Consider the following 15,621-nt stretch of genomic DNA (forward strand, 5'->3'; position numbering starts at 1 on the left):
CTAGTCTAAAAACTAGTATTAAGACTATCACTTAAATAAGTGATATTGGTTGTCTGGAGATTCAGGGGGCCAGTCTAACAGGTGACTCACTTGTTGATACCCTGACCGTTAATAATGGTTCTCAAGTTAATGTTTCTGATTCTGGTTTAACTTCAGACACTATCGATTTAACTAATGGCTCTTCTCTGAACATTGGTGAAGGTGGTTATGTTGATACCGATCATCTGACTATTAATTCCTATAGTACTGTTGATTTGACTGAATCAACTGGCTGGAGCATCTATTCCAACCTGTATGCTAATACTATCACCGTAACTAACGGTGGGGTGCTGGATGTGAACGTTGATCAGTTCGATACCGAAGCTTTCCATACCGATAAACTGGAACTGACTAGCGGCAACATTGCTGACAATAATGGTAATGTAGTATCCGGTGTATTCGATATCCACAGCAGCGATTATGTTCTGAACGCTGACTTGGTGAACGACCGTACCTGGGATACTACCAAGTCTAACTACGGTTACGGTATTGTTGCTATGAACTCTGATGGTCACCTGACTATCAACGGTAACGGCGATGTAGACAATGGTACTGAACTGGATAACAGCTCTGTAGACAACGTTGTTGCTGCAACCGGTAACTATAAAGTTCGTATCGACAACGCAACAGGCGCTGGCGCTATCGCTGATTACAAAGATAAAGAAATTATCTATGTAAACGACGTTAATACCAACGCGACCTTCTCTGCTGCCAACAAAGCTGACCTGGGTGCATACACCTATCAGGCTGAGCAGCGCGGTAACACCGTTGTTCTGCAACAGATGGAGCTGACCGACTACGCTAACATGGCGCTGAGCATCCCGTCTGCGAACACCAATATCTGGAACCTGGAACAAGACACCGTTGGTACTCGTCTGACCAACTCTCGTCATGGTCTGGCTGATAACGGCGGCGCATGGGTAAGCTACTTCGGTGGTAACTTCAACGGCGACAACGGCACCATTAACTATGATCAGGATGTAAACGGCATCATGGTCGGTGTTGATACCAAAGTTGACGGTAACAACGCTAAGTGGATCGTCGGTGCGGCTGCAGGCTTCGCTAAAGGTGACATGAATGACCGTTCTGGTCAGGTGGATCAAGACAGCCAGACTGCCTACATCTACTCTTCTGCTCACTTCGCGAACAACGTCTTTGTTGATGGTAGCTTGAGCTACTCTCACTTCAACAACGACCTGTCTGCAACCATGAGCAACGGTACTTACGTTGACGGCAGCACCAACTCCGACGCTTGGGGCTTTGGTTTGAAAGCCGGTTACGACTTCAAACTGGGTGATGCAGGTTACGTGACTCCTTACGGCAGCGTTTCTGGTCTGTTCCAGTCTGGTGATGATTACCAGCTGAGCAACGACATGAAAGTTGATGGTCAGTCTTACGACAGCATGCGTTATGAACTGGGTGTAGATGCAGGTTATACCTTCACCTACAGCGAAGACCAGGCTCTGACTCCGTACTTCAAACTGGCTTACGTCTACGACGACTCTAACAACGATAACGATGTGAACGGTGATTCCATCGATAACGGTACTGAAGGGTCTGCGGTACGTGTTGGTCTGGGTACTCAGTTCAGCTTCACCAAGAACTTCAGCGCCTATACCGATGCTAACTACCTCGGTGGTGGTGACGTAGATCAAGACTGGTCCGCGAATGTGGGTGTTAAATATACCTGGTAATATTCTTCACTCCGAAGAAATAGGTAATTTAATCTAAATAATGCCCGTCAAGGATTTGACGGGCATTACTGCAAAGGACGCGCAAATGTTAACTGTAGTTAAACCTCTTCAGGAATTTGGTAAGCTCGATAAATGTTTGTCCAGATACGGCACGCGCTTCGAGTTTAATAATGAAAAGCAAGTTATATTTTCAAGTGATGTCAATAGCGAAGATACTTTCGTTATTTTAGAAGGCATTATATCTCTGCGTAGAGAAGAAAACGTACTTATCGGTATTACCCTGGCACCTTTTATTATGGGGCTGGCTGATGGGTTGATGAAAAACGATATACCATACAAATTAATATCAGAAGGAAATTGTACGGGATATCATCTGCCAGCCAAACAAACCATTACGCTTATTGAACAAAATCAACTCTGGCGAGACGCTTTTTACTGGTTAGCCTGGCAAAATAGAATTCTGGAATTACGCGATGTGCAGCTCATTGGACATAATTCCTACGAACAAATCCGCGCAACGTTATTATCAATGATTGACTGGAATGAAGAATTACGCTCACGTATTGGTGTGATGAATTATATCCATCAACGTACACGCATATCGCGTTCTGTCGTCGCAGAAGTTCTCGCTGCTTTACGTAAAGGCGGCTATATCGAAATGAATAAAGGCAAACTGGTTGCTATCAACCGTTTGCCTTCAGAGTATTAATCAGGACGCGGGGATGACCAACGGTTTATTCCCGCTCAGTTCTGTCACCAGGTCATTGATGCCATCGCTCATATTTTTAAAGCGCGTCAATGGCGAACGAGTGACCACCACAAATGCGCCAATATTCTTCTGCGGGATCATCGCCATATAGGTAATGAAACCGCCACCACCACCTGTCTTCTGAATAATCCCCGGACGACCCTCTTTCGGGGCCATATATACCCAGCCTAAACCAAGTGCATCCGCTTTGCCGGGGACATCCATGCCAATCACTTTCGTAAACTGCGCGCGCTGATAAATCAACGTCTGCATACGATCCGCCTGATTACTGCGCTGATAAAAATCAGATGACAAATACTGCTGCATCCAGCGCATCATATCGCCAGGCGTGGAATAGACGCCGCCACTGCCAATTGCCGCCAGCGTGTTATTGCATGGACTGGCACCGCGCTCAGCAACCATTAAACGTCGGCACTGATCCGGCGATGGAGTATAGGTCGTGTCTTTCATCCCCAACGGACGGGTAATCTGCTCTTCAAACAACTGGGTATAAGGCTTGCCAGAAGCATTCGCCAGTGCATCTGCCAGCAGGTCGAACGCAAGGTTAGAGTATGCCGCCTGACTGCCTGGCGCGGCTTTCAGCTTCGCCGTAGAAAGGTATTTCCAGCGTTGCTCGCGCGTTGGCCAGACAAACACTGGACGATGTGCCGCACCTCCCGGCTGTTCACGGGGCAGGGCACTGGTATGGGTTGCCAGATTCACCAGGGTAATAGGCGTGCCATTGTAAGTCGGCACACGTGCGCCTGGTGGAGCATATTTACTTAGCGGATCGTTTAACTTCACGGTCCCCTGGTCGAGCAATTTCACCAGCAACTCACTGGTCATTAGCTTGGTGAGCGAAGCAATACGCACGACCGAATCCAGCTGCGGGCGAACGTTATTACCCGGGCGCGTTTCGCCATAACTGCGAAAGACGCGCTGGTTACCGTCGATAACAACCAGCGCCATCCCCGTGGCACCACTGCCATAAAAAATATGATCGGCATAACGATCGACAATATCAGAGGCGAACTCCGGTTCAGTGATCGGCTGCGCCGCATGGACGGGGGTCAATAACGCCGCACAAAGCACGGCAGAAAAAAGCAGACTACGTTTCAACGGTGGTGTCCATAGATTGAATGAAGGTAACTGAGCGTATTTATACTACTCATTGATGGATTGCAAAGGGCGAATTAGTGCAATAATAGTGTTAAAAACGTAACGGCGCGTAAACACGATCTTTTTCCTGCTCACCAATGCCTGCATTTGTGATCCTGCGCGTGTTAATCCGCTAATGTAAACAATCTTTGGTTTGTGAAATCCGTCGAAACAATTCTTATGGTCAGGCTGGCGAACTATGCGCCTTGCTATGGGTCACAATGGGCGGTTTCATTTGGCTGATTCTTTGTAGCGGTCATGCGGTTAATACACAGCAGTTGTTAAAACGATAAGAAGTTAGCAGGAGTGCATATGTTTAAGTCTTTTTTCCCAAAGCCGGGAACGTTTTTTCTCTCGGCCTTTGTTTGGGCATTGATTGCCGTTATCTTCTGGCAAGCCGGTGGGGGGGACTGGGTGGCGCGCATCACCGGAGCTTCCGGGCAGATCCCAATTAGCGCCGCGCGTTTCTGGTCGTTAGATTTCCTGATTTTTTACGCTTACTACATTGTTTGCGTAGGGCTTTTTGCACTGTTCTGGTTTATTTATAGCCCGCATCGTTGGCAATACTGGTCAATACTCGGTACTGCGTTGATTATCTTCGTCACCTGGTTTTTGGTAGAAGTTGGAGTTGCCGTCAACGCCTGGTATGCGCCGTTTTATGATCTGATTCAAACTGCGCTAAGTTCGCCGCATAAAGTCACTATCGAACAATTTTACCGCGAAGTGGGCGTCTTTCTGGGGATTGCGCTGATCGCGGTGGTGATCAGTGTGCTGAACAACTTCTTTGTCAGTCACTACGTGTTCCGCTGGCGTACGGCGATGAACGAATATTACATGGCGAACTGGCAACAACTGCGTCATATCGAAGGTGCCGCCCAGCGTGTGCAGGAAGACACCATGCGTTTTGCTTCAACGCTTGAGAATATGGGCGTCAGTTTTATCAACGCTATCATGACGTTGATCGCCTTCCTGCCGGTACTGGTAACGCTCTCTGCGCATGTGCCGGAGCTGCCGATTGTCGGGCATATTCCGTATGGTCTGGTGATTGCTGCTATCGTATGGTCGTTGATGGGGACCGGATTGCTGGCAGTGGTAGGGATCAAACTGCCGGGACTGGAGTTTAAAAATCAGCGTGTAGAGGCTGCCTACCGTAAAGAGTTGGTTTATGGTGAAGACGATGCATCGCGCGCGACGCCGCCTACGGTACGCGAGCTGTTTAGCGCCGTGCGGAAAAACTATTTCCGCCTCTATTTTCACTATATGTATTTCAACATCGCCCGCATTCTCTATTTGCAGGTCGATAACGTTTTCGGTTTGTTCTTGCTGTTTCCGTCGATTGTTGCCGGTACGATTACGCTCGGCCTGATGACGCAGATTACCAACGTTTTTGGTCAGGTTCGCGGTGCTTTTCAGTACCTGATTAACTCATGGACCACGCTGGTTGAGTTGATGTCTATCTACAAACGTCTGCGCAGCTTTGAACATGAGCTGGATGGTGACAAAATTCAGGAAGTAACCCATACCTTGAGTTAAAAAGGAGAAGTAATGTCGCGCGTCAATCATCTATCTTCGCTTTCGTTATTGGCGGTTCTGGTTTTAGCAGGGTGTAGTAGTCAGGCTCCGCAACCGTTGAAAAAGGGCGAAAAAGCGATAGATGTGGCGAGCGTCGTGCGGCAGAAGATGCCCGCGAGTGTGAAAGACCGCGATGCCTGGGCGAAAGATCTTGCCACCACGTTTGAAAGTCAGGGGCTGGCACCGACGCTGGAAAACGTCTGCTCGGTGCTGGCGGTGGCGCAGCAGGAGTCAAATTATCAGGCAGATCCGGCCGTTCCAGGCTTAAGCAAGATCGCCTGGCAAGAGATTGACCGTCGTGCCGAACGGATGCACATCCCAGCTTTTCTGGTTCATACCGCGCTAAAAATCAAATCGCCAAACGGCAAAAGTTATAGTGAGCGGTTAGATTCTGTGCGTACAGAAAAGCAATTAAGCGCGATTTTTGACGATTTGATCAGCATGGTGCCAATGGGGCAGACGCTGTTTGGTTCGCTTAATCCGGTACGTACCGGTGGACCGATGCAGGTCAGCATTGCGTTTGCCGAACAGCATACCAAAGGGTATCCGTGGAAAATGGACGGTACAGTCCGTCAGGAAGTCTTCAGTCGCCGCGGCGGATTGTGGTTCGGTACTTACCATTTACTGAATTATCCCGCCAGTTATAGCGCGCCGATATACCGTTTTGCCGATTTTAACGCTGGCTGGTACGCCAGCCGTAATGCCGCTTTTCAGAACGCGGTCAGTAAGGCCACTGGCATGAAGCTGGCGCTGGACGGTGATTTAATTCGTTACGACAGTAAAGAACCTGGGAAAACAGAGCTGGCAACGCGCAAACTGGCAGGCAAACTGGGGATGAGCGACAGCGAAATTCGCCGTCAGTTAGAGAAAGGGGACAGCTTCTCTTTTGAGGAGACGGCGCTGTACAAGAAAGTTTATCAACTTGCCGAAGCGAAAACGGGTAGATCACTACCCCGCGAAATGTTGCCCGGCATCCAACTGGAAAGCCCGAAAATTACCCGCAATCTGACTACGGCCTGGTTTGCGAAGCGCGTAGACGAACGGCGGGCGCGTTGTATGAAACAGTAAGCAAAAGGGAACGCCAGGCCAGATAAGGCATTTGAGGCCGCATCTGACAACCTACTCTTACTGGCGGCGATGTCGCCAGTGCAGCCATAGCGCCACTAATGCAAAAATGAAGCAGCCAATTAAAAATGGGATCAGCCCGAAAATGGTACCGACACCTAAACCAATTTCCACCCGTGGGCGGCCTGTTTCCTGAGCCTGCATTAAACGCTCATAGACGCCGGGCGCATGCACTAACAGGTTCAGCAATTGCGCCCCAGCCCAAAAGCAAAACAGCACAAACAACGCATAGGCAATGTTGCCAGGCGTAGAAGAGGCATTGCGATATTTTCCGCTAAACAGCGATTTTGACAGGGTGAAATCAGCCATAAAAACCTCCGGAAGTCATCTGCTTCTCTTCTGGTGTCATACCAGCGGCTTATGGCAAGTCTGACAGGTCATTAAGATTGTCAATATCAGAATCATGGTAAATTGATGTTGGGAATATTCCCGAAGCGGGAATATTTGTCACGAGTCACAAAAAGGTAACTTTAAGTTAAATTTTTTAACGATACGGGAAATGCTGTCTACCCCACAGACGTAAGTTATCGATTATGCGAAGATGTTATTTTTCGTTAACGGAGCTGCCATGAGTCTGCCTGTAAAAATTCGCCGTGACTGGCACTACTATGCGTTCGCCATTGGCCTGATATTCATTCTTAATGGCGTGGTGGGGTTACTGGGATTTGAAGCAAAAGGTTGGCAGACCTATGCCGTTGGTCTGGTGACGTGGGTGATTAGTTTCTGGCTCGCGGGGCTGATTATTCGTCGTCGCGATGAAGAAACTGAAAACGCCCAATAACAGAGGATTGGGCGTTCTGGGGGCTGACAAAGTGCTCGTTGTTTTTGCCGGATGCGGCGCGAACGCCTTATCCTGCCTACAAAATCAGTATATTGCAATTATCTTGTAGGCCTGATAAGCAAAGCGCATCAGGCAATCTTACAGTCTTAAATGCCCAATAACAGTTATTGGGCATTTAAAAATTACATTGTGGTTTTCAATGCGTTATCCGCAGCGTGACGCTCCAGCGCCAACTCGATCAGACGTGTGATCAGGTCGGTGTAACCCAAACCGCTGGCTTGCCACAGCTTCGGATACATACTGATGTTGGTGAAGCCTGGCAGTGTGTTGATCTCGTTGATTACCACTTCGTTCTCTGGGGTTAAAAACACGTCTACACGCGCCATGCCTGCGCAACCCAACGTTTGATAAGCCTGAACGGCAATTGCCCGGATCTTATCGTTAATTTCAGGCGTAATGGCTGCCGGAACCACCACTTTCGCGCCATCTTCGTCAATGTACTTGGTGTCGTAGGCATAGAAATCGCTGGTTAGTACGATCTCGCCACAGGTACTGGCTTGCGGATTGTCGTTGCCCAGAACCGCGCATTCGATCTCACGACCTTTGATCCCTTGCTCAACGATCACTTTATGATCGAACTCGAACGCCAGATCGACGGCAATTGCGTACTCTTCTTCACTGGTTACTTTGCTGACACCAACAGAAGAGCCTTGGTTAGCGGGTTTTACAAACAGCGGTAACCCCAGTTTTGACTTCACTTCGGCAAAACTGATGTTTTGACGATTGGTGCGTGTCAGGGTAATAAATGGCGCAATGTTCAGCCCGGCATCGCGTAGCAGACGTTTGGTGACATCTTTATCCATACAGGCCGCTGACGCCAAAACATCAGAACCCACAAACGGTAAATTGGCGACCCGCAGCATTCCCTGCAAGGAACCATCTTCGCCTAGCGTACCGTGAACAATCGGGAAAATGACATCCACCGTCGGCAATGGCTGACCGTTTTGTGCGTCGATAAGCTGATGCTCATGTTTACCAGGCACCTGCGCAAGACTGGTCGCCGAAGGGCGCAACGCAATATGGGCAGGATCGTCTGCATTTAGCAGATAATTGTTGGCATCGCTGACGTGCCATTGCCCTTGTTTATCAATGCCCAGCAGCACAACGTCGAAGCGACTTTTATCAATGGCATCGACAATGTTTTTTGCCGATTGCAAAGACACTTCATGTTCCGCTGATTTACCACCAAAAACGATTCCTACCCGCAGTTTTTCCATCTTGAAAACCTATCCCGTCTAACACAAAGTGCATACATTACCACGACAAAACGGGGGATTCGCGGCCTTCTGACAGAATGTTGCAATCTTCTACTGACAAAGTGTGCAACGTACTGGTGAAGAAAGTGCGTTATCTCAAAGATGTGCGCAAGATCACAAAAATGATGAACGGGAAGCTAATTTATTCCTGGTTTAAATGGCCATGCAGTGAGTTTTTTTCTCTTAATTATAAGTTAGCAAAGAGAATATATTTCATAACTTTTACTTATAATAAAGGTTGATAATTAAAAACCTATACTTTGTATGGTTACTTATTTAAATAAGAGAAACGTTTCGCTGATAAATATGGAAAAAATATTTGCGCAAAGTATTTCATTCGTCATAAAAATACTACCTCCAGACACTATGAAGTTGTGAAGCATAATGTTAACTTCTCCATACTTTGGATAAGGAAATACAGACATGAAAAATCTCATTGCTGAGTTGTTATTTAAGCTTGCCCAAAAAGAAGAAGAGTCGAAAGAACTGTGCGCGCAGGTAGAAGCACTGGAGATTATCGTCACTGCAATGCTTCGTAATATGGCGCAAAATGACCAACAGCGGTTGATTGATCAGGTTGAGGGGGCACTTTACGAGGTAAAGCCCGATGCCAGCATTCCTGACGACGATACGGAGCTGCTGCGCGATTATGTAAAGAAGTTATTGAAGCATCCTCGTCAGTAAAAAGGTAATCTTTTCAACAGCTGTCATAAAGCTGTCACGGCTGAGACTTATAGTCGCTTTGTTTTTATTTTTTAATGTATTTGTACATGGAGAAAATAAAGTGAAACAAAGCACTATTGCACTGGCACTCTTACCGTTACTGTTTACCCCTGTGACAAAAGCCCGGACACCAGAAATGCCTATTCTGGAAAACCGGGCTGCTCAGGGCGATATTACTGCACCCGGCGGTGCTCGCCGCTTAACGGGTGATCAGAGCGCCGCTCTGCGTGATTCTCTTAGCGATAAGCCTGCAAAAAATATTATTTTGCTGATTGGCGATGGGATGGGGGATTCGGAAATTACTGCCGCACGTAATTATGCCGAAGGTGCGGGCGGCTTTTTTAAAGGTATTGATGCCTTACCGCTTACCGGGCAATACACTCACTATGCGCTGAATAAAAAAACCGGCAAACCGGACTACGTTACCGACTCGGCTGCATCAGCAACTGCCTGGTCAACCGGTGTCAAAACCTATAACGGCGCATTGGGTGTCGATATTCATGAAAAAGATCACCCAACGATTCTGGAAATGGCAAAAGCCGCAGGGCTGGCGACCGGTAACGTTTCTACCGCAGAGTTGCAGGATGCCACTCCCGCCGCGTTGGTGGCGCATGTGACTTCGCGCAAATGCTACGGTCCGAGCGCGACCAGTGAAAAATGTCCGCGTAACGCGCTGGAAAAAGGCGGAAAAGGATCGATTACCGAACAGCTGCTTAACGCCCGTGCCGATGTTACGCTTGGCGGCGGCGCAAAAACCTTTGCGGAAACGGCAACCGCCGGTGAATGGCAGGGAAAAACGCTGCGTGAACAGGCGCAGGCGCGTGGTTATCAGTTGGTGAGCGATGCTGCCTCACTGAATGCGGTGACGGAAGCGAACCAGCAAAAACCCCTGCTAGGACTGTTTGCTGACGGCAATATGCCAGTGCGCTGGCAAGGACCGAAAGCAACGTACCACGGCAATATCGACAAGCCCGCAGTTACCTGTACGCCTAATCCGCAACGTAATGACAGCGTACCGACCCTGGCGCAGATGACTGATAAAGCCATTGAATTGTTGAGTAAAAATGAGAAAGGCTTTTTCCTGCAAGTTGAAGGTGCATCAATCGATAAACAGGATCACGCGGCGAATCCTTGTGGGCAAATTGGCGAGACGGTCGATCTCGACGAAGCCGTACAACGGGCGCTGGAATTCGCTAAAAAGGATGGCAACACGCTGGTCATAGTCACCGCTGATCACGCCCACGCCAGCCAGATTGTCGCGCCGGACACCAAAGCGCCGGGCCTCACCCAGGCGCTAAATACCAAAGATGGCGCAGTGATGGTGATGAGTTACGGGAACTCCGAAGAGGATTCACAAGAACATACCGGTAGTCAGCTGCGTATTGCGGCGTATGGCCCACATGCCGCCAATGTCGTTGGACTGACCGACCAGACCGATCTCTTCTACACCATGAAAGCCGCCCTGGGGCTGAAATAAAACCTCGCCCGGCGGTGAAATTTCGCTGCCGGGTGGTTTTTTTGCGGTTAGCAACCAGACTTAATGGCAGATCACGGGCGCAAACGCTCATGGTTAAAACATGAAGAGGGATGGTGCTATGAAAATAACATTACTGGTTACCTTGCTTTTCGGACTGGTTTTTTTAACCACCGTCGGCGCTGCCGAGAGAACCTTAACCCCGCAACAACAGCGTATGACCTCCTGTAATCAGCAGGCGACGGCGCAGGCGTTGAAAGGGGATGCTCGTAAGACCTACATGAGTGATTGCCTGAAGAACAGCAAGTCTGCGCCTGGTGAAAAAAGTTTGACGCCACAGCAGCAAAAGATGCGCGAATGTAATAATCAAGCAACGCAACAATCTCTGAAAGGTGATGATCGTAATAAGTTTATGAGCGCCTGCCTCAAGAAAGCCGCCTGATACCTGATAGTGCTAACGGGTGAGCTACGAAAATGGCTCACCCGAAATTTCATACTTCTGCCTTTAGCCCCGTCTCTATAATTTGGGAAAATTGTTTCTGAATGTTCCCAAAAATAATGAATGATGAAAACTTTTTCAAAAAAGCGGCGGCGCATGGGGAGGAACCTCCTTTAACTCCTCAAAACGAACATCAGCGGTCCGGGCTGCGCTTCGCCCGTCGCGTCAGACTACCCCGCGCGGTTGGCCTGGCTGGCATGTTCTTACCGATTGCTTCAACGCTGGTTTCGCACCCGCCGCCGGGCTGGTGGTGGCTGGTGTTGGTCGGCTGGGCGTTCGTCTGGCCGCATTTAGCCTGGCAGATTGCGAGTAGGGCTGTCGATCCGCTTAGCCGGGAAATTTATAACTTAAAAACCGATGCAGTATTAGCGGGAATGTGGGTAGGCGTAATGGGCGTAAACGTGCTGCCTTCCACCGCGATGTTGATGATTATGTGTCTGAATTTGATGGGGGCAGGCGGCCCCCGTCTGTTTGTCGCGGGTCTGGTGTTGATGGTGGTTTCCTGCCTTGTCACCCTCGAACTGACGGGTATCACCGTGTCGTTCAATAGTGCGCCGCTGGAATGGTGGCTCTCCCTTCCCATTATCGTCATTTATCCTCTGCTGTTTGGCTGGGTCAGCTACCAGACGGCGACTAAACTGGCGGAACATAAACGCCGATTGCAGGTCATGAGTACCCGCGACGGTATGACGGGCGTGTATAACCGACGTCATTGGGAAACGATGTTACGCAATGAATTTGATAACTGTCGGCGGCATAACCGCGATGCGACGTTACTGATTATCGATATCGACCATTTCAAGAGCATCAACGATACCTGGGGCCATGATGTGGGCGATGAAGCGATTGTGGCGCTTACCCGACAATTACAAATTACCCTGCGCGGTAGCGATGTGATTGGTCGGTTTGGTGGCGATGAGTTTGCGGTAATCATGTCCGGTACACCAGCTGAGAGCGCCATTACCGCCATGTTACGGGTGCATGAAGGGCTAAACACGTTACGTTTGCCGAATACGCCACAGGTAACATTACGGATTAGTGTGGGGGTTGCGCCGCTGAATCCACAAATGAGTCACTATCGCGAGTGGTTGAAATCGGCAGATTTGGCGCTTTACAAAGCAAAGAAAGCCGGACGTAACCGCACCGAAGTGGCGGCCTGACGTCCGGCAAAAGTCATCAGGATTTACTGAGTTTTTCTGATTTTTCCATACACTTCGTCATCGCTTCGATCACTGCGGCACGGAAGCCTTTCTCTTCCAGTACGCGTACCGCCTCAATGGTGGTGCCTCCCGGTGAGCAGACCATATCTTTCAGTGCCCCTGGATGTTCTCCCGTTTCCAGCACCATTTTTGCGGAACCCATTACCGCCTGAGCGGCAAATTTATACGCCTGGGCGCGTGGCATCCCGCCCAGCACGGCGGCGTCGGCCATCGCTTCGATAAACATAAAGACGTAGGCTGGCGAAGAACCGCTCACACCGACCACCGGGTGGATCATCGGCTCGGCAATTACTTCCGCTTCGCCAAAGCAGCGGAAAATATTCAGCACATCAGCGGTATCTTCTGGGGTTACCAGCGCGTTTGGCGTTACGGAGGTCATCCCGGCATTAACCAGTGCGGGAGTGTTCGGCATGGCGCGGATAATTTTCCGGTCATGGCCCAGCGCGCGGGCAAGCTGGTCGAGCGTGACACCTGCTGCAATAGAAACGACCAGAGAGTCTTTATTCAGGCTGGAGGTGATTTCGCTAAGCACTTTAATCATGATGCCCGGTTTAACGGCGGCGAAAATGATGTCGGCGATTTGCGCCACTTCCTGCGCCGATTCTGCGGCGTTGATGCCGAACTGGTCATGCAGGGCGGCGACTTTATCCGGGGAGGGGGTATATACCCAGATTTGCCCTGGAAGCACCTGACCGCTGGCAATCAGACCGCCGAGAATGGCTTTTCCCATATTGCCGCAGCCAATAAAACCGATTTTCTTTTCCATTGCCTCACTCCTGCCGTGAAATTCATTGTTTTGATAATCGCTGGCAGAAGCATAAACAGAACTATGCCGGAAGGCAAAAGCGCGACACAATAGAGAATTACCCAACAAAGGATGATGTTATGACAATTTGGGTGGATGCCGACGCGTGTCCCAATGTAATTAAAGAGATTTTGTATCGCGCGGCTGAACGTATGCAGATGCCGCTGGTACTGGTAGCAAACCAGAGTTTACGCGTACCGCCTTCGCGATTTATTCGAACGCTGCGCGTCGCGGCAGGTTTCGACGTTGCCGATAACGAAATTGTCCGGCAGTGTGAAGCTGGCGATTTGGTGATCACCGCAGATATTCCTTTGGCTGCTGAAGCCATCGAGAAAGGCGCTGCGGCGCTTAATCCACGCGGCGAACGTTACACACCAGCGACCATTCGTGAGCGCCTGACGATGCGCGATTTTATGGATACCTTACGCGCCAGTGGGATCCAGACCGGGGGACCAGATAGCCTTTCACAACGTGACCGCCAGGCCTTTGCCGCGGAGCTGGAGAAGTGGTGGCTGGAAGTGCAACGTAGTCGTGGCTGAATGTAATTTATTATTTACACTTCATTCTTGAAAATTTATTGGTATAGTAAGGGATGTATTAAAATTTTCACTTTAAGTGGAATTTTTTCTTTACAATCGAAATTGTACTAGTTTGATGGTATGATCGCTATTCTCATGACACCGGCTTTCGCCGCATTGCGACCTATTGGGGAAAACCCACGATGACACAACCTCTTTTTCTGATCGGGCCTCGGGGCTGTGGTAAAACAACGGTCGGAATGGCCCTTGCCGATTCGCTTAACCGTCGATTTGTCGATACCGACCAGTGGTTGCAATCACAGCTCAATATGACGGTCGCGGAGATCGTCGAAAGGGAAGAGTGGGCGGGATTCCGCGCCAGAGAAACGGCGGCGTTGGAAGCGGTAACTGCGCCATCCACCGTTATCGCCACGGGCGGCGGCATTATCCTGACGGAATTTAATCGTCACTTTATGCAAAATAACGGGATCGTGGTTTATTTGTGTGCGCCAGTATCAGTCCTGGTTAACCGACTGCAAGCTGCACCGGAAGAAGATTTACGGCCAACCTTAACGGGGAAACCGCTGAGCGAAGAAGTTCAGGAAGTGCTGGAAGAACGCGATGCGCTATATCGCGAAGTTGCGCATATTATCATCGACGCAACAAACGAACCCAGCCAGGTGATTTCTGAAATTCGCAGCGCCCTGGCACAGACGATCAATTGTTGATTTTCGAGCGCCTATACTTAACGTTCATCCCGTGAAATAAGGAAGAACGATGCCAACGAAACCGCCTTATCCTCGTGAAGCATATATAGTGACGATTGAAAAAGGAAAGCCAGGACAGACGGTAACCTGGTACCAACTCAGAGCCGATCATCCTAAACCAGACTCGTTGATCAGTGAACATCCGACCGCTCAGGAAGCGATGGATGCGAAAAAACGCTATGAGGACCCTGACAAAGAGTGACCGCATCAGACTGCTCGGAAGGGATTCTGAGTGCCACCACAAGGGATCTGCGTCACATTTTTCACAATTCATGTTTTTCAAATAATTAGAATATTAAACAATAACAATCCATTACTGGAATCATTTGGAATCTTTACATTATGCCGTGCAGGTCTGCTGCTACGCTTTTTGTCATTTGTAGCACAGGTAAGTGTCGGCAGTGGTGCTTAGCGCTTGCCCGGTAATTAACGACGAAATAAAAGTAAGGTGGAAGAACAATGAGTGCGTCGTTGGCGATCCTGACCATCGGCATTGTACCTATGCAGGAAGTTTTGCCGCTCCTGACAGAATACATTGACGAAGATAATATTTCCCATCATAGCCTGCTGGGGAAGTTAAGCCGCGAAGAAGTGATGGCGGAGTACGCGCCAGAAGCAGGCGAAGACACAATTCTCACATTATTAAATGACAGCCAGCTGGCACATGTTTCGCGTCGCAAAGTGGAGCGAGACCTGCAAGGTGTGGTTGAAGTGCTCGATAATCAGGGTTACGACGTCATTATATTAATGAGTACGGCAAACATTAGTAGTATGACCGCGCGTAATACGATCTTTCTTGAGCCGTCGCGAATATTGCCACCGCTGGTTTAATCTATTGTTGAAGATCATCAGGTGGGGGTTATCGTACCGGTTGAAGAGCTACTGACCGTTCAGGCGCAAAAATGGCAAATTTTGCAGAAACCGCCAGTATTTTCATTGGGTAACCCCATTCATGATTCGGAACAAAAAATCATTGATGCCGGGAAAGAATTACTGGCAAAAGGCGCAGATGTCATCATGCTGGATTGTTTGGGATTTAACCAGCGTCATCGCGATTTACTGCAAAAACAGCTCGATGTTCCTGTCTTGCTCTCTAACGTATTGATTGCAAGGCTAGCTGCGGAATTACTGGTGTAATTTTGCGTGACAGCCAGCGCCTCTGGCCCCTATAGTGAAGTAGAT

General features: G+C 49.2%; 16 protein-coding genes and 2 pseudogenes. 14 read left to right on the forward strand and 4 right to left on the reverse strand.

Annotation, left to right across the window (positions count from 1 at the left end; genetic code table 11):
- Positions 1–77: 77 nt before the first annotated feature.
- A pseudogene (locus BEB54_RS08685) lies at positions 78–1,733 on the forward strand (autotransporter outer membrane beta-barrel domain-containing protein); the annotation flags it as partial.
- An 85-nt stretch (positions 1,734–1,818) separates the two neighbouring features.
- Positions 1,819–2,442 carry a hydrogen peroxide resistance inhibitor IprA gene (gene iprA, locus BEB54_RS08690; protein ID WP_105282174.1) on the forward strand — a complete coding sequence of 208 codons (624 nt, stop codon included), beginning with the start codon at positions 1,819–1,821 and terminating at the stop codon, positions 2,440–2,442.
- On the opposite strand, the gene ampH is transcribed toward iprA, so the two are convergent.
- Positions 2,443–3,600 carry a D-alanyl-D-alanine-carboxypeptidase/endopeptidase AmpH gene (gene ampH / locus BEB54_RS08695; protein ID WP_000830728.1) on the reverse strand — a complete coding sequence of 386 codons (1,158 nt, stop codon included), beginning with the start codon at positions 3,598–3,600 and terminating at the stop codon, positions 2,443–2,445. It abuts the gene before it with no gap.
- Between the two features lie 351 nt (positions 3,601–3,951).
- Between ampH and sbmA the strand changes: the two genes are divergently transcribed.
- The gene (sbmA, locus tag BEB54_RS08705; protein WP_001353414.1) at positions 3,952–5,172 is read left to right on the forward strand and encodes a peptide antibiotic transporter SbmA; all 1,221 of its coding nucleotides are present in this window, start codon (positions 3,952–3,954) and stop codon (positions 5,170–5,172) included.
- 12 nt (positions 5,173–5,184) lie between these two features.
- The gene (yaiW, locus tag BEB54_RS08710; protein ID WP_105270947.1) at positions 5,185–6,279 is read left to right on the forward strand and encodes a surface-exposed outer membrane lipoprotein YaiW; all 1,095 of its coding nucleotides are present in this window, start codon (positions 5,185–5,187) and stop codon (positions 6,277–6,279) included.
- 57 nt (positions 6,280–6,336) lie between these two features.
- On the opposite strand, the gene BEB54_RS08715 is transcribed toward yaiW, so the two are convergent.
- The gene (locus tag BEB54_RS08715; RefSeq protein WP_105277189.1) at positions 6,337–6,645 is read right to left on the reverse strand and encodes a YaiY family protein; all 309 of its coding nucleotides are present in this window, start codon (positions 6,643–6,645) and stop codon (positions 6,337–6,339) included.
- 259 nt (positions 6,646–6,904) lie between these two features.
- Between BEB54_RS08715 and BEB54_RS08725 the strand changes: the two genes are divergently transcribed.
- Positions 6,905–7,117: a DUF2754 domain-containing protein gene (locus tag BEB54_RS08725; RefSeq protein ID WP_000056900.1), complete on the forward strand. Its 213-nt coding sequence runs from the start codon at positions 6,905–6,907 to the stop codon at positions 7,115–7,117.
- 182 nt (positions 7,118–7,299) lie between these two features.
- Here BEB54_RS08725 and ddlA read toward each other — a convergent pair whose 3' ends face one another.
- Positions 7,300–8,394 (reverse strand): D-alanine--D-alanine ligase, encoded by a 1,095-nt coding sequence (gene ddlA / locus BEB54_RS08730; protein ID WP_000413662.1) that lies wholly within the window; start codon positions 8,392–8,394, stop codon positions 7,300–7,302.
- Between the two features lie 77 nt (positions 8,395–8,471).
- On the opposite strand from ddlA, the gene BEB54_RS28980 reads away from it, so the two are divergent.
- The 5 genes from BEB54_RS28980 (at position 8,472) to adrA (ending at position 12,289) form a co-directional block, all read left to right on the forward strand.
- The gene (locus tag BEB54_RS28980; protein WP_001353412.1) at positions 8,472–8,675 is read left to right on the forward strand and encodes a hypothetical protein; all 204 of its coding nucleotides are present in this window, start codon (positions 8,472–8,474) and stop codon (positions 8,673–8,675) included.
- A 181-nt stretch (positions 8,676–8,856) separates the two neighbouring features.
- Positions 8,857–9,117, forward strand: coding sequence for an anti-adapter protein IraP (iraP, locus tag BEB54_RS08740; protein ID WP_000792970.1), 261 nt, complete (start codon positions 8,857–8,859; stop codon positions 9,115–9,117).
- A gap of 100 nt (positions 9,118–9,217) precedes the next feature.
- Positions 9,218–10,633: an alkaline phosphatase gene (gene phoA, locus BEB54_RS08745; protein ID WP_105277190.1), complete on the forward strand. Its 1,416-nt coding sequence runs from the start codon at positions 9,218–9,220 to the stop codon at positions 10,631–10,633.
- Between the two features lie 118 nt (positions 10,634–10,751).
- Complete coding sequence (gene psiF / locus BEB54_RS08750) at positions 10,752–11,072, forward strand: phosphate starvation-inducible protein PsiF (RefSeq protein ID WP_001295332.1); 321 nt, start codon at positions 10,752–10,754, stop codon at positions 11,070–11,072.
- A 101-nt stretch (positions 11,073–11,173) separates the two neighbouring features.
- The gene (gene adrA, locus BEB54_RS08755; RefSeq protein ID WP_000484048.1) at positions 11,174–12,289 is read left to right on the forward strand and encodes a diguanylate cyclase AdrA; all 1,116 of its coding nucleotides are present in this window, start codon (positions 11,174–11,176) and stop codon (positions 12,287–12,289) included.
- Between the two features lie 16 nt (positions 12,290–12,305).
- On the opposite strand, the gene proC is transcribed toward adrA, so the two are convergent.
- Positions 12,306–13,115 (reverse strand): pyrroline-5-carboxylate reductase, encoded by an 810-nt coding sequence (proC, locus tag BEB54_RS08760; RefSeq protein WP_001295331.1) that lies wholly within the window; start codon positions 13,113–13,115, stop codon positions 12,306–12,308.
- Positions 13,116–13,234: 119 nt separating this feature from the next.
- Between proC and BEB54_RS08765 the strand changes: the two genes are divergently transcribed.
- From BEB54_RS08765 to BEB54_RS08785, 4 genes and pseudogenes are all read left to right on the forward strand, one after another.
- Positions 13,235–13,693 (forward strand): YaiI/YqxD family protein, encoded by a 459-nt coding sequence (locus BEB54_RS08765; protein WP_000158159.1) that lies wholly within the window; start codon positions 13,235–13,237, stop codon positions 13,691–13,693.
- Between the two features lie 182 nt (positions 13,694–13,875).
- The gene (gene aroL, locus BEB54_RS08770; RefSeq protein ID WP_000193393.1) at positions 13,876–14,400 is read left to right on the forward strand and encodes a shikimate kinase AroL; all 525 of its coding nucleotides are present in this window, start codon (positions 13,876–13,878) and stop codon (positions 14,398–14,400) included.
- A 49-nt stretch (positions 14,401–14,449) separates the two neighbouring features.
- Positions 14,450–14,641 (forward strand): protein YaiA, encoded by a 192-nt coding sequence (yaiA, locus tag BEB54_RS08775; RefSeq protein WP_001142439.1) that lies wholly within the window; start codon positions 14,450–14,452, stop codon positions 14,639–14,641.
- A gap of 257 nt (positions 14,642–14,898) precedes the next feature.
- A pseudogene (locus tag BEB54_RS08785) lies at positions 14,899–15,576 on the forward strand (AroM family protein).
- Positions 15,577–15,621: the final 45 nt, after the last annotated feature.

The organism is Escherichia sp. MOD1-EC6021 (genome assembly GCF_002965245.1).
In the GTDB taxonomy this organism is placed as follows: Bacteria; Pseudomonadota; Gammaproteobacteria; order Enterobacterales; family Enterobacteriaceae; genus Escherichia; species Escherichia coli_F.